The sequence below is a fragment of the Bacillus cereus group sp. BfR-BA-01310 genome, assembly GCF_022664325.1.
Classification (GTDB): Bacteria; Bacillota; Bacilli; order Bacillales; family Bacillaceae_G; genus Bacillus_A; species Bacillus_A paramycoides.
Map to the genome: position 1 here is coordinate 1 of NZ_JAKUHD010000007.1, position 21,305 is coordinate 21,305.

Here is a 21,305-nt window from a genome sequence, read left to right on the forward strand (position 1 = left end):
GCACGTCACCCTTTCTCATTAACATAAGAGAATAGTAACGTACTTTCAACTTCAAGAATAGTCTGAATCCTTAAGTTGATGGATGTGGGGTCCCGCCACATCGCTATCAAGCTAAGCTTATGCAAAGTCAATTTTAAACGAGATTGTTTCTTTTTTCTAAAGGGCAAGTGTAGTTGATTGAAAGATTTGCATATGAAATAAACCCTAGCGGGTTTCACTTTTTGAATTAAGCGGCTTGATTATAAGACAGGGTACAATTGTAAACGACACCTAATATATCAAAGACCATTTTTCCTCATATCAATGAGATTTCCGCCCGTTTTGCTGTAGGAGATTGAACAGACGAAGTAAAACCTTTGATAGCTCTTGGGTGTTTTTTTTGTATAGTTTGGAACAGAAGAAGAAAATAGTCTTTAATCATATATATGGCTTTATACTCACTAAGCTCTCGTTTTTTCTTCATGAGGAGCGCTTGTTCTGATTTCCCCATTCGGTAATATGTACGTTTATCCCTTCGTTATTAATAAAGTAACGTTCCACAACAATTATCCTCCATATTTCGATTTTCAGATTAACACTCTACTTATTTCTATTATTTTCAAGTTTTCCCTGCATTCTTTTTCACACAAAAAGCTTATTTTCGTTTACAGAAAATAAGCTTTTACACTAAATAAATTAAGATTTAACCGCAAAAATCATAAATCTTTTTGAATTCGTACGAATACCTTTTTCAGTACGATTAGTATCAATGAACTTTTGTAAAATATCGAAATCCTCTTCCTCTTCTCCAAATCTAGGAATAATAGGCGTATGTTTTAATAAGAAAATAAGGTCTTCAGGTGTACTGTAATAATCGGTAACATCATATTCCCGTACTTGCACGAGCTCAAATCCTGCACTAATAAGTTCACTCATATATTTTTCTTTTAAAGTTCCATCTCTTTCACCTAAGCATTGTCCTCTTCCAAATGCTTCTTTAAGATTTAATTTATCATGTTCGCTAACTTGTTGTGATAAGAAAAAAGCACCTCTTTTCATTACTTTTGCCAATTCAGATGCTTCAAACGGTGCATGACAACTTGAAGCAATATCAAAATAAGAATTTGGAAACGTTAAAGCTTCAGAATCCATTTGGAGAAACTCAACGTTTTGTACACCTACTTTTTTTAAGTTGGAATGTGCTGTTTCAATCATTCCGTTAGAATTATCTATTCCAATTAGTAATGCAGCTGAAGATGCCATTTTCAGTACATTTTCTCCTCCACCTGTACCAACATCAAGTAGAATATCTGATTGTTTGCATCTTTCTTTCACTTCGCCATAAAAATCCCAAGTGTCACCTACAGTTTCACATTTCAGCTTACTGAAGTCCCACCCGTTTGCTCGTCCCACTTTATTATAAAAATTCTTATACTCTAATTCATTCATTTTATTATTTCCCCTTTGCAGAAAAGCATTAAATATCTAATTTTGATAATTCCCGAAATAGACTCAACGGTGATATTTTCATAAAGGGGCTTACGTTCCTTTTGATATTTGGTACGCATTTTTCAGCCCAGAATAACTAGTTACTTCGAACAATACGGCATTTCATCAATTTCACCTCATTGGGAAGATTATATATTTATTAATCTATAACACTGCTTAAATGTATATTATAAAATATACATTTTCAAAACAATAAATTCCACACACCTCACTTTGTTTACATAATAATTTTATAGTTTATTATTATCGATATATTTTAAATGCCCTCTTCCCCAACCACACATACTATCCAAAACAACGCTTACTGTTTTTCCATGTTCTGATAAGCTGTATTCCACTTTAGGTGGAATTTCTTGATAAATTTCACGTTTTATTAATTGATCTTGTTCTAATTCTCGAAGTTGTTTCGCTAATGTCCCTTGAGATATGCCTGGTATTAGTCGCTTTAATTCCCCAAACCGTTTCGTTCCATCTCAGTCAATAAAAACTGCCCTCATTTCTATCCCCTCCTATTATATACAAAATTAAGCTTATAAAAGTAGGATTCAACAAATCCTTACAGAATTCTATATTTTATAAGTATTAAACGAAGTATTTTCAAATTCCTCTATAAAAAGGTGGTACATACAATTGTGAAATTGAAACAAGAAAGAAGTATGACTGTAAGCACAACTTTTTCTAAAGAGTACAAGATTTTTATTTTCGGTTTACTTATTTCAAGGATTGGGGATTCGCTATATACCTTCGCATTGCCTTGGATTGCCTATCAATTAACTGGTTCGGCAGTTATCATGAGTTCTTTATTTGCTATTAACGTATTACCAATCGTTTTATTTGGTCCTATAGTTGGCGTTATTGTAGATCGATACGATCAGAGAAGATTACTATGGATTGCAGATGCAATCAGTATTATTTTAGTAAGTCTCGTACCAATTCTACATTCATTACATCTATTAGAAATATGGCACTTATACGTAATTACTTTTATTTTAGCTGTTATGTCTATGCTTTTTGATGTAACAACGGTTACAGTTATTCCGCACATTGCTGGAGCATCATTAACAAAGGCCAATTCTTTATATCAAATGGTAAATCAACTATCTAGTCTTTTTGGACCTATGTTAGCCGGGCTTTTCATTTCTTTTATTGGCGGTTTTCAAGTGCTTTGGATTAATGTTCTTTCATTTATCGCAACATTAGTTGCTGTGATGTTATTACCATCAATTAAAACTTTAAACAGTAAAAATAATGATAAGAACACACTTCAAAATGTACTAGCTGATTTGTTTGATGGGTTTAAATGGCTCAAAAATGATCGCTTAAATATAGCTTTATCTCTTCAAGCTATGGTAGGAAACTTTGGAGCAAGTGCGGTTTTAGGTGTACTCATTTATTATTTATTATCCACATTGCACCTTTCTTCCGAGCAAAGTGGATTTAATTATACTTTAATTGGAATAGGTGGTCTTTTAGGAAGCTTGATTGCAGTTCCTTTAGAAAAGAGGTTCCGGCGCGGCGTTCTTATTCCTTTACTCCTATTTTTTGGGGCACTTGGCTTAACTATTGCACTATGGAGTACATATTGGATAGCACCTGGCATCGCTTTCGGTATTGCAATGACTTGCAATATTGCATGGAATACAATTATTGCATCGATTCGTCAGGAAACTGTCCCATCAAATATGCAAGGAAGAGTATTAGGATTTTCACGTGTACTTACACGATTAGCTATGCCACTCGGAGCATTAGTAGGAGGCATTATTTCAGCTTATAATCCAGTATTTGTATTTGCTTTAGCCGCTTTCACCAAGCTACTTGAAGTTTTTATTGCATTATGTAGTCCGATACGAAAACTATGATGGAAGGAAGTTATACTTATGTATGATAGGTTAATTGAAATAGAAGAGCCAATTTTGATATTTACGGTTAAGTTTAGATAAAAAAAGGCATATAAATTATGCCTTTTTTCTTTATCATTTTTTAATTGGATAACAAACCTCAGTAACCCACTTAGAAGGATCTGATTCCATCGCTGGACTAACGTGATAAATATTAAACATTGGTCCCGCTAATTCATAACCTTCCGTTTCAATCCATTTTGCTGCTGCTTCATTTACAGCTGTCATTTGCTCGTAACTTCCATTAACTGTTATAGAAGCTACATTGGTTGACTCCACATTTTTAAACTTAACATTTTTTGTATTTTCGTGATTCCCTAAAATATTTAGCTGTATTTCTATATCTACATCATTTTCTTTGTATTCATGATCATGGAAGATAGCAATGCTATAACTTTGATTGGCTATACTAATATTTTCTGCGTTGATTTCATGCATTAAAATACTCCATAAATCTCCTTCACAATTATAAGACGGAATAATTTTTCGAACACTTGCTACTTTTCTTTCTGGAATTTCTTTTAATGAAACATGATAATTCATCTCTATAACACCCTCTCTCATCGTTTTCATTGAATCTTCGAGGAGACGTAATTGTTTTTCGAGATTGTTCATATCTCCCTTTATTTGCGCACTACGATTTACAAGTTGCGATTTTATTAATTCGATATTTTCACTCTCTACTATTTCTTTTATAGTGGCAATATTAAATCCCATATCTTTTAATGTTTGAATTTGATTCACTTTCTTTAATTGTGCAGCGGAATAATAGCGATAGCCACTTTGTTCATCTACTTTTTCAGGTTGTAATAATTCCACTTTATCGTAATGTCTCAACATACGTATACTAATGGAAGAAAGTTTCGAAAAATCCCCTATTTTAAACATAATATCCTCCTATAAAGTGAAACTATAATCAGTGGGGGTTTTCTTCATCCCTCACTGATTATTAGTTGAACCAATCGGATGTTTACGGCAGTTAATGCGAGATAAATTACATCAACTTCGAAGCTCAACTATAGTTTAAACAATGACATAGTGTGAGAGTCAACTACTTATAACAGCTTAAATTATATTATTTTAATTATCTACACTTATACTTTCTTACTCCTTAACGCAATAAACATTGATATCAGCCCGTTAAAGGCTAGTAAAGTAACTATGATTCTAATGAGTAAAGCTATATCTGCTGCAAACATTTTAATTGTTTTCCATGGTGAACTTGTACTATAAATAAGTAATGGAATTATAATAGTAGATAATATTAAAAACAATACCCCAACAAATATCCAAGTCTGTTTGTTACAACTTTTCTTACGTTTATACGTTTTCATTAACCATATTGAAGTAATGAAAAGTGCAAGTATGATAATTGTCATAACATATTGTGTAAATGGTATATTTTTCGGGGTATCAACAGGTTTTTCCCCTTTCAAAATACTAATAATCCCTCTTTTTAATACCGGTAGTGCTGATTCTTCTAATACGTGATTTTTATTCGTTAAAATCACACCGCCCCAACCGCTTTTATTTAAAATAAACATCTCTGCATGCGCATCGGGCGTTGATCCTGAATGCCAAACCATCGTTTCATTTCCATATAAATTTGTTCTTCTTAATCCAAATCCATAATTTTTTTCTTTATCTATCTTATAAAGTGGTGATAGATAAAGATCGAAGTTTTCTTTCTTTAAAAATTGGGTGTGCTCTTGACGATTCAAAAGCATAATAAATTGAATCATATCCTCTAAATTCGCAGTAATGTAGCCATATGGTGCACCAGAGTTATCATAGGACACTGCACTTTTTCTTGGTATGCCAAACCATGATTGGTAACCTTTTAAATATCCTTTTTCATATGCGCTATCATTATTTGCCGCTGCACCATTCATCTTTAAAGGTTGAAAAACATGTTTTTCCATATATGAGGAATATTTTTCTTTTGTGACTTCCTCAATAAGTGCACCAAGAACCATATAATTCGCATTACTATATTGATACTTTTCCCCTGGCTGAGCAGTTAATTTTACATTTGAAAGTTTCATTACATTCTCTTTTAATGCTGTAGAACTCTTTGATTGCTTATCTGATAATGCAAAGCCTTCATATGTGCTTATTCCACTTGTATGAGTTAGTAAGTGTTGGATTGTTATATATGAGGAAAATTGAGTATCTTTTACCTTAAACCAAGGAAGATGTTGCTGAACTGAATCCTCTAATTTTATCTTTTTATCTTCTATTAATTTCACTATTGCTAAACCTGTTATAGATTTGCTTATCGATCCGATTGAGAATGGTGTTTTACTAGTTACTTTTTTTTCAGATTCTCCAGTATTCCCCCATGATTTTGTATAAAATACATCGTTCTTATGTACAATTGCAACGGAAGCCCCTGGAATGTTCTGTTCCTTTAAAAACTTTTCAATATAATTATCTAAAGCAACTTTAATATTTTGCTGAGCGTAAGCTTTCGGATGCGCAATACATAACATTAATATATTACAAACTATACAAATTAAATACAATTTATGTTTCAACATCTTCATTTTAACTTACTTCAGATAACTTTCTTTTTTTATAAACTACTAAGATTATAGATATTAATAAAGAAAGCGATAAACTAATCATTATTAGTATAGAATTCCACCATTGATTCTCTGCTATTCGATATAAAAGATTAAAATTAAATGAATTTTCACTATGAGTTGTATAAAATGATTCAGTTAAAAATATTGAAAGTGTAGTTTGTGAGATGAAGTAAGTAATAACTGCGATGAATATACCACTTAAAATCAATGTAATAGATTTTTTATTTACATTTTGAAGTTGTTCCATTTTTACACGCAAATCGATTTTATTTATTTCAAAATAATCTTGAACAAATAATTGAGGCGTTCCTAGATCATCTATACTTTCCTCACCATGTTCACGACATTCTTGAATATGCTCTAATATTTGTTGTTTAATATTTTTCCTTTCTTCTAAACTTATATCGTATCGCTTCAATTCCTCAAGTACTTCAGTTAAAAATTGCTTTTCCTTAGCGGTTATTTCATTCCTCATTTCAAAAGGTCTCCTTTCAAACCACTTTTTAATAAAGTTTTAATATCAGATTGCAACTCTAACCACTCATTAATTTTCTTCTCAAGATGTATTTTTCCATTTTCATTAATTTCGTAATAAATCCTAACTTTGCCGCTGTCTGTTATTTCTTGAAAAGTATTAACCCACTTTTGATTTTTCAGCTTAGTTAAAATTGGATAAATACTTCCTACTCCTTTCAATTTTAAATTGTGTACTTCAAGCTCTTTCATAATTTCATAACCATAACTTTTCTTTTTAGACAAAATAGACAATACACACATTTCCAAATGACCTTTAATTAAACTTGTTCTATCCATAGGATAAATTTAACAGAAATATATACTTCATTCAAGTATATATTTCTGTTAAATTTTAAAATTCAGAAAAATAGAAGCGATTACTAAGAAAATAGCACATTTAATAATGTTGCTTTACTCCAAAAAATCATATTCTTTTTACCCATCCATTTATCCTAAATTATAATTTAACATCACGAAAAAATCATTATTATACAATAATAATTATATAATAAATAATTATTATTAAAAGATTAACACTTCATCTCACCGATATAGGATTTAATAAAACTTAGAAAGAACAGATCTAATCATATATGCCAATTTGTTGTTTCCTTCAGCTTATAATTTGTTAATTTGCGAATAATTTATTTAAGTGATACAAGTATATTTTCCCTAATCTTTTATCTATCTGGATAAACATTTTTAAACCAACAAGCTCTTATTCAAAATAAAAACTCATTTGCAGATTATTGCAAATGAGTTTTCTATCCTTAACTGACAGCTAGCTTTTTATTAGAACTTGATTTAATAATTTCAAACTAATTATTTTGTTCAAGACATTCATAAACCGCCATCATTTCTCGTTTATTCAACTCACGAATTCGATTAAATATTAGAATACCTGCAACATCCTCCGTTCGTAAGCTTTCATCCACAACATCACTTACTTTACCAGTTAACCATGTTTGCACGTCTATGCCATCAACAATTTCTTTAAGCCCTTCATCATTGATACCACTTTCATAACAAGTTACACATGGAATTGTTAATTTAAACACACCGTCATGTAGATTATCTTCTGTTATTACTTTCTTACCTTTACAAAATGGACATGGGTTGCTTTTTTTTATTTTATTAATTTGCGTAATTAATTTTTTGTATCCAAAAGCTTCATAGACATATGTTAGCTTTTTATATTTCCCATTTGTGAAATATTTTTCTATAATATCTTCTTTTGTTTCATTGATATTTTGGAAATCACATATAGTTACTCTATTTTTATCGCTGATTGATTCGATATTATATTTAATTTCGCCCCAGAATGGTAAGACATTTTGTAACACCATTTCATAGTTTGAGAAACTTGCTTGTTCTAGTTCAAACATTTTCAGTGCAACTTGCGTTTTTCTAGATAGTAACGAAATATCTTCGGTTAGAACCATATCGTCACCTACAATGGATTTCAATTTAACGAGTGCAGGTAAATCGCCTACTATTTTTAATACTTTGTTAAGTGGCTGATTGATAATTTCACGGATATCTACATTTTCAAATTTAAGCTGTTTATGGTGGTTTAAAACCGTCCCATCACAAATTGGACATATGATCATTTCTTTAGAAGCCTTAATATCTTCTTTAATAGGTGCTTTTGAAATAACAATATATCCACCAATAATCGTATTAAATCCTACCCATGTTCTTCGTGTTTTTCCTTTCTTATCATAAAATGATTTTTCAAAATAACCATACCAAAATGTATGTTTTTCTTCATCAGACATATCATTATAACTTTTCGTCAAATCATGACCAAGCTCATTTTTAATTTCTTCAAATAGAAATTCTATTTTTTCATATTGATAAAATTTTAATACTTTCATTATTTCTGGATAGAATAAACCATCCCAAAATGGAACGTTTTTATCTTGGATTACAATCTCTTTATCAAAGATCTCAATTTCAAGTCGTCCGGAGCATGATGGACAATGATTATCTTGGGAATAGAAATCGAAGCTTCTCGTATCTTTATTAGTCGGATGTGCGGCCACAATATGATTAATTAATCCACCAATTTCATACAGGAAGCTATACTGACTATACAAATGTCTTTCCAGATCAATAGCGACTACAGGGGCAATTGTATCAGATTCGTATTCACCGTAAATTAATCGTGCCATTGAAGATAAGCTTTTTAAAATGCCACCCTTATAGATTTTTTCTGCATTTTTAAAATAAGCAATATGATTTTTTTCTAAATAATTAATTCCATTTTGTTGATTAAGAGTAGAAGAAATTTGCAATGGAGCAACTTTATCTACAACATTTTTTTGACAATAATACTCATCATGGCTCACAACATCAAGGTATTCTACAGATTCAAGCTGTCTTTTACCAAAATCAACGATAAAGTCAGAGCTTTTTAGCATATAAGCATTATGTTCAATCATTACGATTGAAACTGAATCATCTTGCAAAATACCCCTGACACTATCAATAAATTGATTTAAAATATTTTGTGATAAACCTTTTGAAGGCTCGTCAAAAATAAATAGTGTATGTGGGTTTCTTGAGTTTGCAAATAACTCCGAAACTAAATGAACACATTGAAACTCACCAGTTGATAATGTTTGTGTTTTTCTCTCTAATGTCAAATAACCAAGTCCAAGTTTGATTAATAGGCTCAAGCGTTTATAAGCGATATCTTCATTTGGAAGGTCATCAATGATCTCTTCAATCGACCGCTCAAAAATATCATCTATATCGTCACTATATTTTGTAAGTTTCTTTTTAATATCAAGAAAAGTTGCAACAGTTGATCGACTTGTAATTGATTGGTTTCGATCTTGACCTACCATAACTAATTTATCTTTTGGATATCGTTTCAAGAAATCTTTAGCTATACATTCATTGACAAGTGTAGATTTACCACATCCTGATTCTCCCGAAACAGTTACAAGCCTATTTTTAGGAATCCGAAACTCAGCCATTTGAATATTACGGCAATATAAATCATGGAATGTATAATATTCTGTTGGCATTTCCTGATTACGTTCCCAATGTATTGGCTCTGACCTTGGTGATTCTTCAACAATTTTCCCGCCATATTTCCCGCTACCTGGTCCAAAGAACAATTGTTCATCAGTTGTATCAAGCACTGTATCTGAATGATCAATGAGCCAAATTTGATTCTTACATCCTAATTGTTTAATCTCTTCTAATATCTTCAATAGTGTTTGATGATCAAGCCCTACTGAGATTTCATCAATAATTATTACTGTATTTTCACTTACTGCCATAAATTCAGCCAAGTAAAGTCGTGTTAATTCTCCACCTGACAGTGTGCCCATTATTCGATTTAATGTTAAGTAGCCAATATTCATATTGATAATGTTTTGAAGAATATGTTGTTTCGCTTCACTAATATTTAAAACCTCTGCTAACGAAAGAATAGATTCAATACTTAGATCATTAATATCGGAAATAGTATGTGGATTATCAAACAATTCAATTGTATATTGTTCAACCTCTTGACTATATCGTTTGCCCTCACATTTTTTACACTCAATATTTTTAGTAGTACCGCGTCCTTTACAACCAGGACACCAACCTAACGGATTATTAAATGAAAAGACCTCTGGAGAAAGATCAAATTTTCCAGCAAGCCTCTCACGAATCTCTTTAAATACGCCCGTATGGGTACCAATTGTAGAACGTGGATTGGAAGAAATCGATGATTTACCTAGAAAAAGTACTAAAGGCATTTCTTCCATTTTAATAGCACTAAAATTTGTTTCCATAATATTAGGAAATAAATACTGATATTCAGCTTTTGGCAATAACGAAACAAGACGCTTCTTGGATTCTTCACCAATTGTTTGACAAAAAGTTGTTTTACCAGATCCAGATAAACCAGCAATTCCAAACGATTTATTTACTGGTATTTCTGCGTCTAATTTGTTTATATTGTTCGCAATTAATTGATTTATTTTCATATTAACCTCTATTCCTATCGTTTTTAAAAACCGCTTTTATAAGATAATAATTACACAATAAATTCGAGTTGCATAATCAATACCCTTTCAATTCATCGATCTTCACCTTATATTTGTTAAACCAATATTCCCACTCATCTTTTGAAAACTCTTTTTCTTCCCCTTCTAAAACAGAAGAAAAAAGGTCTAAACAAATATGCCATCCTGCTATATCTTTCGGTGTATGATCTGTTAATTCATGAATAAATTCTTTAAGTAGTAAAAGGCATCCATTTTCTTTTTTATGTATTTCAAATCGGACACGATCTTTACCCCATGTGAATTCTAGTACTAAATTTATTTGACATTCTAAAATATCAATGTTTATAAATGTGCCATCCATCATATCAAACTTTATAATTCCACCTGTACAAAGGTCTTCTATTTGCAAATTAGACATCCACTTTTTTAACTTATTATTATCTGTTAATACAGACCAAACTTCTTCTATCGTATATGGAAAATGACGATCAAATTGTACTACGTATTCATTACTTTGTTTATTTATTACAGCTAACATTATTAATTAACCTCCTTTTCACCAAAACGAATGTACGTTCTGTGTTTATTTTACATGATTTCATTTGAAAAAGAAATCTCTATTACACTTCAATTAATTTAAGAAGTTTTTGTTAGCTCCAAAATTGATTGACTTATTATATACGAGAGCTCTAATCTAATTGACCATGATTTTATTGGATCAATAATATTGTCTTGATTAAGTTTGTTCACATATTTTAAACCGTCCACTGCTACGTAATCAATATTAAAATCTGTAAAAGTGTTTATAATCATCGGCCATTCTCCATCAGTCATTCTGCATTTAGAATGTTTTATTATGTAATCTATTGCTCGTTTTGATAGCACACATGAACCAGCCGTAATATCTACTTCTTTACCTAATTGTAATGACATAATTTTATTTGATACTGTTTCTGTAACTTGCCATTCCTCAGGGTGGGTATGAAAAGCTGCCTCCGTTCTTCCGATGATTAAATAATCTACATCCACTATATTCTGGATGAAAGCATTATGCTCCTCTGGATATTCTGTAATCCAAGTTAGTAAACGATCAAAATCACAATAGTGATAGTAATCATGATCATAGTTACCAACAAATCCTAGAGAATCTCTTCGGGCATTCCCTACTCCTGATTTTTCGACTATATTTATATGAAAATTACATTCCTCTAGTTCTTTTACAATCTCCCTTGGAGTTACATTACTGATTGTTATATATTTTTGGTCATAATTTAAATTTAGCAATTCCTCTTTTAGTTCTTTTATAGTAGGTAACAAGCCCCCTGATGGATCATGGGTAATACATGTTAATGCTACTTGTTTTACAGATTCCATAATATATTCTCCTCCTGACAAAATAAAAAGCAGTAAGAATTATTCTTCTGCTTTTATAATAAATGGTACATTTCATATTGTGCTAAAGAGTTTTTTTCAAATCCACATTTCTTCAAATACCCCTGAAGTGAGCTATTATTAGGAAACCCAATTGATAAACTTGATAATTTCAATTCTTCACGTACGACTTGTAATAATCTCGTCGCTATACCAATATTTCTATATTCCTTGGCTACGAATATAAAGCTAATTTTACCTTGTTCATTTATACATACAGTACCTTTTAAATCATTATCAACATATGCACTGTAATATGTATTATTTGTTTTTTCGATATAATCAATATCATTTTGCCAATTTATATGGAAGTTAAGCCATTTCTGAATTTCAACTTTAAATTTTTGAAATTTTAATTGTTTTATTTCAATATTTTTAAAGTCTTTATTAGTTATTATAGTAAAATCATTTAAACTATAATAAGAAAGGTCATACACTTTTTCATAACCTAATTTATTATAAAAATTAATTGCTCGATCGTTACCTACAATGACTTCAAGAAAAAGTTGCTTACATTCATTTTGAATCGCCTCTTCTTTATGAAGTTCAAATAACTTTTGACTAATACCAACGCGGCGATAATTTGGATGCACAGCTAACGTTCCGCAGCGCATTGTTTTTATACTTTCGTAAATCTTTATACCACCAAGTATTACACCAACAGATTTATCATCATCTAATGCAAGAAAGGAGTGCTCCAGTGAATTCCCTTCTGGTCCAAAAAACCTTTTTATAAAATCTTCTTTTGAAACATCCATTTTAATAATATAATCTGAAAATCCGTCCTTAAAAGCTTCATATACTAAATCTATACTTACTTCACTACATCTTTTGTATTGAATCATATAAGTATAATCCTCCGCTATGACTTGTTATATACTACATTCAAACACATGAAATGAATTCCCTTCACCATATCCATCCTTTATTTCATGAATAACAATTTGACTAAATCCATTAGTAATAAGTATGTTTTCAAATTCTTTTAAATCATATAGTCTTATAGGAAAATCCATGATCTCAGTTTCTACTATTTTCTCATCATGATTAACTTCATATTTCAGTATAATATTTAAGAGCTTTTTCGTCTCATCATATGATACTTTTCTATACTCAACAATTAATTCATTGTTAATTTCTTTTCTATTTGTCTCTATCCAATCTAGAATTTGTTCTGTTTCACTTCCACCTTGTACAACAGTAAGAAGTAATTTTCCATTTTCTTTCAAGTTATTTTTCATATTTTGAAGACTAATATCTACTAAATTATCTGGTAAAAGGGAGAATGATCCAATAGGAATCATAATAAGATCGAATTTGTTGTCACTATGGAATTTTTCTATTCTTCCTTGTGACACAACTGGTTTTAAGTTTAGTTTTTCTGCTTTATCTTTGCACACCTTAAGCATATCTTTCGAAATATCAAATCCTTCTATATTCACACCATTTTGCATAAAAGGAATTAACATTCTACCATTTCCGCACATCGGTTCTAACACTGTCATGTTTTTGTCTTTTGCAAAAGAAAGATAAAAATCCAATTCTTTTCCACTCGCAATTGATTTGTCACTTTCATAAATCTTTGTACAAAGTTCACCATAATACGTAAGCACTTGTAATTCACCTCTTAATTTGAAATAAGTGGACATTTCCCTACATATGTCTCACTATTTATTTGTTTTATAACAAACGGTGCAATATCTCCATTCTTAATTTTAATTCCTGGCATATCTACTAAACTTTCTTTTATATTTCCAATACCATTTCCCTCTATGACAAATGGTAATCTAACAATTGTCCAATCTACATCACTTCTTTGTATAATTTGCAATTCTTTATATTTATCCTGCATCATCTTTGGAAGAAATAATTGAAACAAATTAGCCCCTATCTTATTTACAATTCTCTTCTTATCTCCCTTTACATTTAAGGAGCCTCCAGAAATAAGAATATAGCGCTTCATTTCATATTCCTTCATTACTTTTAAAATATGCTTCGTAACTGTACTAAAAATATAAGATTCATTTTTAGGCTGACCTACCGCATTAATCACTGCTTTACACCCTTGAAGTAATTCCTGTATAACTGAGAAATCACGGGCATCTCCACTGATAGTCTCTATATTTTCATTAGTTATCCTCATATTTTTAGAATTTCTCGTTAATATTCGTACTTGATAGCCCTTTTCTAACGCTTGATTTATGAGGAATTTTCCGACTTTTCCATTCGCACCAAGAATCGCTATCTTATTTGTAGCTTCCATCACTATACTCCTCTTATTATCCATTGTTTACTACAGTAATTTCATAAACACGTAAAAAAGCAATTAAATGCTCACATGCTCGTTCACAGGCTAACATTTTAAAAATCTTTTGTTCTTCTTTCGTTTTATCATTCGCTTGATCTGAAGCAGCCTTTAAACATAAAAATGGTTTATTATTTACATGACACACATAAGCGAATGCCGCCACTTCTTGATCAACGGCTAAAGCTCCGTATACAGTATGCAGTAAATATCTCATTTCTGAACTACGAATACGCTGATCCCCTGACAAAAAGGTACCAAAATGAACTGGGTCATACGAACGCAATTTTTTCATTCGTTTTACGAGTGATTTAGTTGTTTCAATCGGTGCTGTTCTACCATTATATAGATTAAAAATATCTTCTCCTGACCCAGCCGCAGTAACATCGTGCTGTAAAGTATTAAGAGCTACAACGATGTGCCCATTTTTCACTTTATCTGATAAGCTCCCGCAAATTCCTGTCATAAATAACTGATCTGGTTGGAATTCACTTATTAATAGTTGCACACAACTAGCACAACTTACTTTACCGACGCCAGTTACGACTGAAATCACTTCTAATTCATTAATAAAATGAAAATGAAATTCCCAAGCCGCTCTCTTTTCTACACGCTCACTTGGATAATGTTGATGCAAATACGTAAGTTCTGGTTCCCATGCAGATACAATTGCAATACGTTTCATTACATACTTCACTTCCTCCTATTTTCGTCTAAATAAGTCATCTATACTTTCTCGTTCATAATCTGGAATCCACTCTTTATATTTTTTATATAAATCCCGTATCATTTCTTTATTCTTCGCGATTACTTCACATCCTCTATCATCATAAATAAACATGACAATATCTTTCGTTTTGTTTATGAGAAATACATCCGGATAAGAAATTTCTTTCTTACGTCCAAAACGCGGATAAAGCCCTGGAAAATCTTCATGATTAGCAGCTTTAATTAGTGGTACAGGTTTTATATCCTCCGCAAGGCATTTTAAAGAAAATTGATATGTACAATACAAGTCAGCTTCTTCATCTTCAAATAGAAAAGGTAATGTTTCTTGTCTTATATGAAACTTCAAATCCATATTCTTAATAAATCGGTTGTATACATTTATTTTCTGCGGATTTTTTATATTTTCCTTTTTATATCTATAAACATTTGTAACTATAAAAACTGTGTCTCCTTTTGAAAATATATCTTCAAATAAATATTTATTATATGTATATAGTTGAGAGAAGTATTCCATATTTAAATCATCGGAGCCTTCAATGTTTTGATATATGTCTTTCCCAAAATCAAAATGAAGATGGTTTTCCCATTGAGAGTATATATATGGTACTAATGTTACTCCTGGAAATGTGTGACTCATATATTCTTTTAATTGCATTTTCATATCCTTTCTAAACTACAATTTCTTTTAAATGCCAATATGCTTCTTCTAGCCATGGGTGTATAACTTTCAGTGTATCTTTTCTTTCCCATAAATATGAGATATATGCGAAAGCAGCATGTTCCAATGATTTTTCCAGTCCATTTTTCGCTTTTAATATGTATGGTGGCGTTCCTTTTTGAACCCATTCAATTTTATCCGCAATAAACAGTACTAAATCCATCTTCGTTGCATTTTTACGTAAAGTAGTGTGACAACTAATTGCATTCAATACTTCTTCGTCTTCCACTTTAAATACCTCTTTCGCAATTACTCTCGATAGTTTTTGATGAATGATCATCGGGAATTTTCGTTCTTCTTGTAAAATTTCTATTCCAAATTATTCAGCAACTGCTATCCGCTCCTCATTCGGAAAGATTGCGCTAATGTCATGTAAATATGCTGCTATAGCTACTTTTTCTTCGTTTTCATGAAACAATTTTGCGATTTTTCGTGCTTCATTTGCTACACGAATAGAGTGTTTATATGTAATTTCTTTATTGTATTTTAATAGAAATGAATTTATATCATTTTCTATTTTTCCAGTTGGAGTAAATGTATATATTTCATTATATAGCACGTTAATATCCTCCTGATTACTATTTTTCAATATAATGTGAAATTTAAATAATCCTTCTATTTTATATTCGTTATAAATGTTTTTATACCTTTTTAATACGTTACATGAAATTTTATATGTAATCTTTACTACAAAATACATGAATGTTTGATATTATAGTAATGTTGATTAATTGTAAGGAAAGGAATTAACCATATAATGAATAAGAACATATTAATAATTGATGACGATAAAGAAATTGTAGAATTGCTTGCAGTTTATTTGCGAAATGAAGGTTACAACATCTATAAAGCTTATGATGGTGATGAAGCATTACAAATGGTCTCTACATATGAAGTTGACCTTATGATTTTGGATATTATGATGCCAAAACGAAACGGATTAGAAGTTTGCCAGGAGGTAAGAGAAAATAATACTGTACCTATTCTTATGCTTAGTGCCAAAGCTGAAGATATGGATAAAATATTAGGCCTAATGACCGGTGCAGATGACTATATGATCAAACCGTTTAATCCACTAGAATTAGTCGCTAGAGTGAAAGCCTTGTTACGAAGATCCTCTTTCCAAAACGCTTCTACACAAAGGAAAGAAGACGGCAACATTCGTATTCGCACAGTTGAAATACATAAACATAATCATACTGTTAAGGTAAATGGTGAATATATTAAGCTCACATCTATTGAATTTGATATTTTATATTTACTTGCAAGTAATACAGGAAGAGTATTTAGTTCTGAAGAAATATTTGAACGCGTTTGGAATGAAGATGGTTATGGTTCTAATAAAACAGTAATGGTACACATTAGTAATTTACGAGATAAACTTGAAACTGTAATGAATGGAGATAAATTTATTCATACTGTTTGGGGAGTAGGCTATAAAATTGAGAAATGAAGCATTTGATATTCTGAAAGATATTCCAAAATGGAAAATAATTTTTTGGCTCTCATTGGCTATTACACTAACACCTATTACCGAATTAATTATATATCGTCTCGTTACAAGTGTAATTGAAAGTTCACTTACTCTAAGTGAACTTGGCAAAGAATTTATTAGAATCTTTGGGTATGAAAAATATAAAGGATTAAAGGAATCTTTATGGATGATGACCGTTTCTTATTTGTTTTTATTTTCCATTTTCTCATCCTACCTTTACATTTTTTATCGCCACGAAAAGAAGCTTTACTATGAAGCTTGTATAAAAAAAATGATTGAGGAAATTCGTTATATTGCGAGCGGACACTTTAATCATAAAGTATCGATTGTACATCATAATTATTTAGAAGAGTTAGCTACTGGAGTCAATCACATTGTTGAACAGTTAAAAGTGTCAATTGATGAAGAAAGACAGGCGGAACAAGCAAAAAGCGAACTTATTACAAATGTATCACATGACTTACGGACTCCCCTTACATCTATAGTTGGATATGTGAATTTAATCCATCATGATAATTATAGAGACGAAGTGGAATTGCGTCATTATATACAAGTCATTTACGATAAAGTTACTCGTCTAAACACATTAATGAATGATTTGTTTGAATATACACGTGTTCAAAATAAAGAGTTAAGTTTAAATTCTGTTCCCATTGATATTGTAGAACTGCTTGGGCAATTAACTGTCCAATTCCGGATACAGCTCCAAGAAGCAAATATTGAATGTCGCCCATCTTTCCCATCGCAAAAGCTAATGGTACAAGCTGATGGCGATAAATTAGTGCGTGTGTTTGAAAATCTAATCATAAACGCTATAACTTATGGAAATGATGGAGATCACATAGACATTACAACTTATGAAAGCAATAATATGATTGCAATTGATATTACAAATTACGGGCAACCTATTCCAAGTACTGATTTACCTCATATTTTTGAACGTTTTTATCGCGTAGAGAAATCACGCTCAACAAACACAGGCGGATCTGGGCTCGGCTTAGCAATTGCGAAAAGTATTGTCGAACTGCATAAAGGAACAATTGAAGTATATAGTGATGATAAAAAGACAACTTTCACTGTAAAATTACTTCCATATAAAAATTAATATTACATCTTTTAAGGTTCAATTTCTTATATGATAAGAAATTGAACCTTTTATTTTCCATCAATATCCAAAATTTAATAATTCCTTAAAATTCTTTAGAAATTCTTTACCTTTTCTTTCTTCCTATTTAAGCATTCCTTTTTACAATAATGTTACTAATGTAATTGAAGGAGGATCGCGTATGCAATTCTTTAAGAAAATAGCAATATTATTTTTATCTTTTCTTATCACAGTAATTATTGTTTTATATTTTTATTTATATGTTAATGGTCCAATTATCCAGGCTAAATCAGCCATTTTAATAGATGCTAATTCAGGTGAAGTTGTTTATAAAAAAAATGAAAGAACTCCTATTCAATCACCCACTTTAACTAAATTAATGACAGAGTATATCGTATTGGAACAACTTCATGATGGCAAAATACAATTAGATGAATCTGTGAAAATAAGTAACGAAGTTTTTCACACAGAAACGAGTCCACTACAAATAACATCGGAGGATAACACAACTGTTCGTGACTTACTTCATGCATTGCTTTTAACAGGAAATAATCGTTCTGCACTTGCACTAGCAGAACACATTGCTGGAAATGAGGATAATTTTACAACGTTAATGAATGAAAAAGCAAAACAGCTAAAGTTATCACAACAATCTCCATTTTTAAATTCTACTGGAATAAATAACGAGAATAATAAACAATCGATTACAACAGCAATAGACGCAGCTGAAATAACAGCGCAATTAATAAAAGATTATCCTGATGTATTAAATATTACTAAACTAACCTCTTACCAATTTACCTTCAAAGATTTCCAAGTTTTCAACACAAATAAAATGATTTATTCCCTTGATGAAAACATTAAATTCAAAGGTGTTGATGGCTTACAAACAAGTTTTTCAACTAACGGTAATTATAGTTTTGTCGGCACAGCAAAACAAGGAGATACAAGGTTTATTTCTGTAGTTTTAGACGCTAATCAAGAAAACACGGCTTTTGTTGAAACAAAAAAACTACTTCAATACGGTTTTGAACCTTCCTCCTATTCTGCACTACAAGCTTTCAAAGACGCTGTTACATCTTGGACAATATTGCTTCAGTTTAAAAATTTAATTATACAAACGATTATGATCTTTTTCATCATTACAATTTTAATGTTTTTACATATACGTCAAAAAAAATCAGAGGATTTTAACTAAAAGTTCTCTTTTATATAAAAAGCCGACTTGCATTTAGCAAGTCGGTTTCTAAATCTATAATCCCCTTCCAATTAAATTCGCTGAAACGGGCTGAATGTTTAACTCTCTTGCCCATACAGATATTTGCCCTATATGATGAATCTCATGTACAATTACATGTCGTAAAACTTCTCCGTATGTATATGTTTTGTCCGTCCATGAAGCTTTTAATGTTTTACTTTCTAAATCAACAGACCATACTTGCCAAAACTCTTCTAATTCTCGTCGATATAAATCAGATAACGCTTTCACTTTTTGGATTGATTGATAATCTTTAAACTGTGATGCTCTATCTTCATTTCCTTGAAGAGCACTAATCCAGCTATACTCTACATCTACAATATGAAATATTGTTTCTAAAATACTCCCTACACCACCAACACGTTTGCGAAGCAATTCTTCCTCAGTAAGTTGCTCACACCACTTAAACCAATCCTCTCTTACTTGCCAGTTATACCGAAATAAAACTAGCACATTTATCACTCTCCATATCTATTATCCACTTTACAGCATCTATTACATAATGTGGCTCATCTTTTTGAATATGGTGACCACTATTTTCTGCAATTATAAATTTATTATTGGTTGATAATTGTAATAATTCTTCTTGCAATTGTAACCATTTCATTTGTGCATCTTGCGAATAAAAAGCTTTTTTACCAGCAGCTAACACGACAAGTGGAATATCTCTCATTGACTTACAATGTTTACCTGCTTCACCTAAACTATACATGAACTCTTCGTATGGGCTTTCATATATAAATTGCTTATAGTAAGCTTCTTGAAATTCAGAAGACATTATTGGCAAAAAATCCTCTTTATAATTTTCTGGTGTCGAATCAACTAAAACTACTCCCATCGTATCTTCAGGATAAAAAGCCGTAAATAAACGTACATTTATCCCCCCAAAGGAATGTCCTACAAAAATATAGGGTGGCTTAAGTTGTGATTGCTTTAAGTAATCTCTTAATTCTTTTACCATTTCAGAACTAATACGTTGCTTGGAACTCTTCCCACTTTTCCCTAATCCAGCTCGATCATATGTAAGTACCGTCCCATATTCAGTCAGCCCTTCCGCAATATGATCCCATGCCTTTGAATAATCACCATAACCTGCTTCCATTATAATAACAGGCTGCAGCTTCTCTCCTTGGAATATTTTCGTATATATTTTAAAGTCATCAACTTTTACATATTCCTCTATACATTTAACCATTCACAATCACTTCTCTTCGATTAAGTTCCTCTACTATTCGATCAATTATTTCACTTACAGATAATGAACCATCTAAAACGATATCCGAATTTGGCTTAACAGTATTACTTGCCTCTAAATAAGCTTTTCTCGCATGCGTTATATAATGCTTCAAATCTTTATGCAGTTCAATAATTGGTTCATCTTTAAAGTCCCTTATAATCCGTCTAGCCATCGCAATATCTAAAGGAGTGTCAACATAAATAGTTACATCAATTAAATCCCGCATGCTACTATTTAAGTAGGCAAACGGATAATCTACAATAAGATAGTCTATATTACTATTTTCTAGGAGTTGCTGAATATCAGTAATCAATGGTGTTAGTACCCATTCATCATAATCGGCCCCATCATCTATCCATTTACAAATGTCAGCCGGGCAGTTATTAAACTTATAACTATCAAAATATAGAGCTTTTGAATTTTTTAACTCCTGAGTTAATCTTTCTGTAATTGTTGTTTTCCCACCCCCTGAAACAGCTGCAATTGTAATTACCTTTGTTTTCTCATTCATAATTTTCACACCATAT

Annotated in this window: 20 protein-coding genes and 3 pseudogenes; 4 read left to right on the forward strand and 19 right to left on the reverse strand. The window is 31.2% G+C overall.

Translation table 11 applies throughout. The features are described 5' to 3' along the window. Positions 1-226: 226 nt before the first annotated feature. The 3 genes and pseudogenes from MR109_RS15685 to MR109_RS15695 all read right to left on the reverse strand — a co-directional run. Positions 227-475, reverse strand: a pseudogene (locus MR109_RS15685) (IS4 family transposase); the annotation flags it as partial. 200 nt (positions 476-675) lie between these two features. After that, a complete protein-coding gene (locus tag MR109_RS15690; RefSeq protein WP_242272885.1) occupies positions 676-1,428 on the reverse strand; it encodes a class I SAM-dependent methyltransferase in 753 nt (250 codons plus the stop codon). A 290-nt stretch (positions 1,429-1,718) separates the two neighbouring features. Continuing rightward, a pseudogene (locus tag MR109_RS15695) lies at positions 1,719-1,961 on the reverse strand (winged helix-turn-helix transcriptional regulator); the annotation flags it as partial. 159 nt (positions 1,962-2,120) lie between these two features. Here MR109_RS15695 and MR109_RS15700 point away from each other — a divergent pair. Beyond that, positions 2,121-3,347: an MFS transporter gene (locus tag MR109_RS15700; RefSeq protein ID WP_242272887.1), complete on the forward strand. Its 1,227-nt coding sequence runs from the start codon at positions 2,121-2,123 to the stop codon at positions 3,345-3,347. Between the two features lie 114 nt (positions 3,348-3,461). On the opposite strand, the gene MR109_RS15705 is transcribed toward MR109_RS15700, so the two are convergent. The 13 genes and pseudogenes from MR109_RS15705 to yqeK form a co-directional block, all read right to left on the reverse strand. Then, positions 3,462-4,274 (reverse strand): MerR family transcriptional regulator, encoded by an 813-nt coding sequence (locus MR109_RS15705; protein WP_098304653.1) that lies wholly within the window; start codon positions 4,272-4,274, stop codon positions 3,462-3,464. A 206-nt stretch (positions 4,275-4,480) separates the two neighbouring features. Then, entirely contained in the window at positions 4,481-5,932 is a 1,452-nt protein-coding gene (locus MR109_RS15710) for a serine hydrolase domain-containing protein (RefSeq protein WP_242272889.1), read from the reverse strand. Between the two features lies 1 nt (position 5,933). Next, on the reverse strand, positions 5,934-6,449 hold the full coding sequence (locus MR109_RS15715; RefSeq protein WP_178939897.1) for a DUF1700 domain-containing protein: 516 nt from the start codon (positions 6,447-6,449) through the stop codon (positions 5,934-5,936). Further along, on the reverse strand, positions 6,446-6,787 hold the full coding sequence (locus tag MR109_RS15720; RefSeq protein ID WP_098475066.1) for a PadR family transcriptional regulator: 342 nt from the start codon (positions 6,785-6,787) through the stop codon (positions 6,446-6,448). Before MR109_RS15720 ends, MR109_RS15715 begins: the two co-directional genes overlap by 4 nt. Positions 6,788-7,308: 521 nt before the next feature. Then, complete coding sequence (locus MR109_RS15725; RefSeq protein ID WP_242272891.1) at positions 7,309-10,479, reverse strand: ATP-binding cassette domain-containing protein; 3,171 nt, start codon at positions 10,477-10,479, stop codon at positions 7,309-7,311. 76 nt (positions 10,480-10,555) lie between these two features. Then, entirely contained in the window at positions 10,556-11,038 is a 483-nt protein-coding gene (locus tag MR109_RS15730) for an SRPBCC family protein (protein WP_242272894.1), read from the reverse strand. 98 nt (positions 11,039-11,136) lie between these two features. Next, positions 11,137-11,874: a hypothetical protein gene (locus MR109_RS15735; protein ID WP_178939900.1), complete on the reverse strand. Its 738-nt coding sequence runs from the start codon at positions 11,872-11,874 to the stop codon at positions 11,137-11,139. Between the two features lie 53 nt (positions 11,875-11,927). Continuing rightward, a complete protein-coding gene (locus tag MR109_RS15740; RefSeq protein WP_242272896.1) occupies positions 11,928-12,776 on the reverse strand; it encodes a GNAT family N-acetyltransferase in 849 nt (282 codons plus the stop codon). 27 nt (positions 12,777-12,803) lie between these two features. Beyond that, the gene (locus MR109_RS15745) at positions 12,804-13,544 is read right to left on the reverse strand and encodes a class I SAM-dependent methyltransferase (RefSeq protein ID WP_071719523.1); all 741 of its coding nucleotides are present in this window, start codon (positions 13,542-13,544) and stop codon (positions 12,804-12,806) included. Between the two features lie 14 nt (positions 13,545-13,558). Then, complete coding sequence (locus tag MR109_RS15750) at positions 13,559-14,194, reverse strand: SDR family oxidoreductase (RefSeq protein WP_242272901.1); 636 nt, start codon at positions 14,192-14,194, stop codon at positions 13,559-13,561. Positions 14,195-14,210: 16 nt separating this feature from the next. After that, positions 14,211-14,921, reverse strand: coding sequence for a 5'-methylthioadenosine/S-adenosylhomocysteine nucleosidase (gene mtnN / locus MR109_RS15755; RefSeq protein ID WP_098305128.1), 711 nt, complete (start codon positions 14,919-14,921; stop codon positions 14,211-14,213). 18 nt (positions 14,922-14,939) lie between these two features. After that, positions 14,940-15,620, reverse strand: a complete 681-nt coding sequence (locus tag MR109_RS15760; RefSeq protein WP_242272902.1) for a DUF3885 domain-containing protein — start codon at positions 15,618-15,620, stop codon at positions 14,940-14,942. A 13-nt stretch (positions 15,621-15,633) separates the two neighbouring features. After that, a pseudogene (yqeK, locus tag MR109_RS15765) lies at positions 15,634-16,242 on the reverse strand (bis(5'-nucleosyl)-tetraphosphatase (symmetrical) YqeK). A 198-nt stretch (positions 16,243-16,440) separates the two neighbouring features. On the opposite strand from yqeK, the gene MR109_RS15770 reads away from it, so the two are divergent. From MR109_RS15770 to MR109_RS15780, 3 genes are all read left to right on the forward strand, one after another. Next, the gene (locus MR109_RS15770; protein ID WP_002172052.1) at positions 16,441-17,136 is read left to right on the forward strand and encodes a response regulator transcription factor; all 696 of its coding nucleotides are present in this window, start codon (positions 16,441-16,443) and stop codon (positions 17,134-17,136) included. Then, complete coding sequence (locus MR109_RS15775) at positions 17,126-18,283, forward strand: sensor histidine kinase (protein WP_242272903.1); 1,158 nt, start codon at positions 17,126-17,128, stop codon at positions 18,281-18,283. Before MR109_RS15770 ends, MR109_RS15775 begins: the two co-directional genes overlap by 11 nt. Before the next feature lie 181 nt (positions 18,284-18,464). After that, positions 18,465-19,481, forward strand: coding sequence for a D-alanyl-D-alanine carboxypeptidase family protein (locus MR109_RS15780; RefSeq protein WP_242272906.1), 1,017 nt, complete (start codon positions 18,465-18,467; stop codon positions 19,479-19,481). Positions 19,482-19,535: 54 nt separating this feature from the next. Here the strand turns inward: MR109_RS15780 and MR109_RS15785 are convergent, their stop codons facing one another. The 3 genes from MR109_RS15785 to MR109_RS15795 are packed head-to-tail and all read right to left on the reverse strand — an operon-like array spanning position 19,536 to position 21,289. Continuing rightward, positions 19,536-19,994, reverse strand: a complete 459-nt coding sequence (locus MR109_RS15785) for a DinB family protein (RefSeq protein WP_242272907.1) — start codon at positions 19,992-19,994, stop codon at positions 19,536-19,538. Further along, complete coding sequence (locus MR109_RS15790) at positions 19,972-20,736, reverse strand: alpha/beta fold hydrolase (protein ID WP_242272910.1); 765 nt, start codon at positions 20,734-20,736, stop codon at positions 19,972-19,974. The genes MR109_RS15785 and MR109_RS15790 overlap by 23 nt, the downstream gene beginning before the upstream one ends. Beyond that, positions 20,729-21,289 carry a nucleoside/nucleotide kinase family protein gene (locus tag MR109_RS15795; protein ID WP_033718983.1) on the reverse strand — a complete coding sequence of 187 codons (561 nt, stop codon included), beginning with the start codon at positions 21,287-21,289 and terminating at the stop codon, positions 20,729-20,731. Before MR109_RS15795 ends, MR109_RS15790 begins: the two co-directional genes overlap by 8 nt. Positions 21,290-21,305 lie beyond the last annotated feature (16 nt).

What these genes read in the sequence shown, in the direction of transcription:
- MR109_RS15690 (WP_242272885.1), bottom strand. Translation starts at nt 1,428, where the DNA reads ATGAATGAATTAGAGTATAAGAATTTTTATAATAAAGTGGGACGAGCA.
- MR109_RS15705 (WP_098304653.1), bottom strand. Translation starts at nt 4,274, where the DNA reads ATGTTTAAAATAGGGGATTTTTCGAAACTTTCTTCCATTAGTATACGT.
- MR109_RS15710 (WP_242272889.1), bottom strand. Translation starts at nt 5,932, where the DNA reads ATGAAGATGTTGAAACATAAATTGTATTTAATTTGTATAGTTTGTAAT.
- MR109_RS15715 (WP_178939897.1), bottom strand. Translation starts at nt 6,449, where the DNA reads ATGAGGAATGAAATAACCGCTAAGGAAAAGCAATTTTTAACTGAAGTA.
- MR109_RS15720 (WP_098475066.1), bottom strand. Translation starts at nt 6,787, where the DNA reads ATGGATAGAACAAGTTTAATTAAAGGTCATTTGGAAATGTGTGTATTG.
- MR109_RS15725 (WP_242272891.1), bottom strand. Translation starts at nt 10,479, where the DNA reads ATGAAAATAAATCAATTAATTGCGAACAATATAAACAAATTAGACGCA.
- MR109_RS15730 (WP_242272894.1), bottom strand. Translation starts at nt 11,038, where the DNA reads ATGTTAGCTGTAATAAATAAACAAAGTAATGAATACGTAGTACAATTT.
- MR109_RS15735 (WP_178939900.1), bottom strand. Translation starts at nt 11,874, where the DNA reads ATGGAATCTGTAAAACAAGTAGCATTAACATGTATTACCCATGATCCA.
- MR109_RS15740 (WP_242272896.1), bottom strand. Translation starts at nt 12,776, where the DNA reads ATGATTCAATACAAAAGATGTAGTGAAGTAAGTATAGATTTAGTATAT.
- MR109_RS15750 (WP_242272901.1), bottom strand. Translation starts at nt 14,194, where the DNA reads ATGGAAGCTACAAATAAGATAGCGATTCTTGGTGCGAATGGAAAAGTC.
- mtnN (WP_098305128.1), bottom strand. Translation starts at nt 14,921, where the DNA reads ATGAAACGTATTGCAATTGTATCTGCATGGGAACCAGAACTTACGTAT.
- MR109_RS15760 (WP_242272902.1), bottom strand. Translation starts at nt 15,620, where the DNA reads ATGCAATTAAAAGAATATATGAGTCACACATTTCCAGGAGTAACATTA.
- MR109_RS15770 (WP_002172052.1), top strand. Translation starts at nt 16,441, where the DNA reads ATGAATAAGAACATATTAATAATTGATGACGATAAAGAAATTGTAGAA.
- MR109_RS15780 (WP_242272906.1), top strand. Translation starts at nt 18,465, where the DNA reads ATGCAATTCTTTAAGAAAATAGCAATATTATTTTTATCTTTTCTTATC.
- MR109_RS15790 (WP_242272910.1), bottom strand. Translation starts at nt 20,736, where the DNA reads ATGGTTAAATGTATAGAGGAATATGTAAAAGTTGATGACTTTAAAATA.
- MR109_RS15795 (WP_033718983.1), bottom strand. Translation starts at nt 21,289, where the DNA reads ATGAATGAGAAAACAAAGGTAATTACAATTGCAGCTGTTTCAGGGGGT.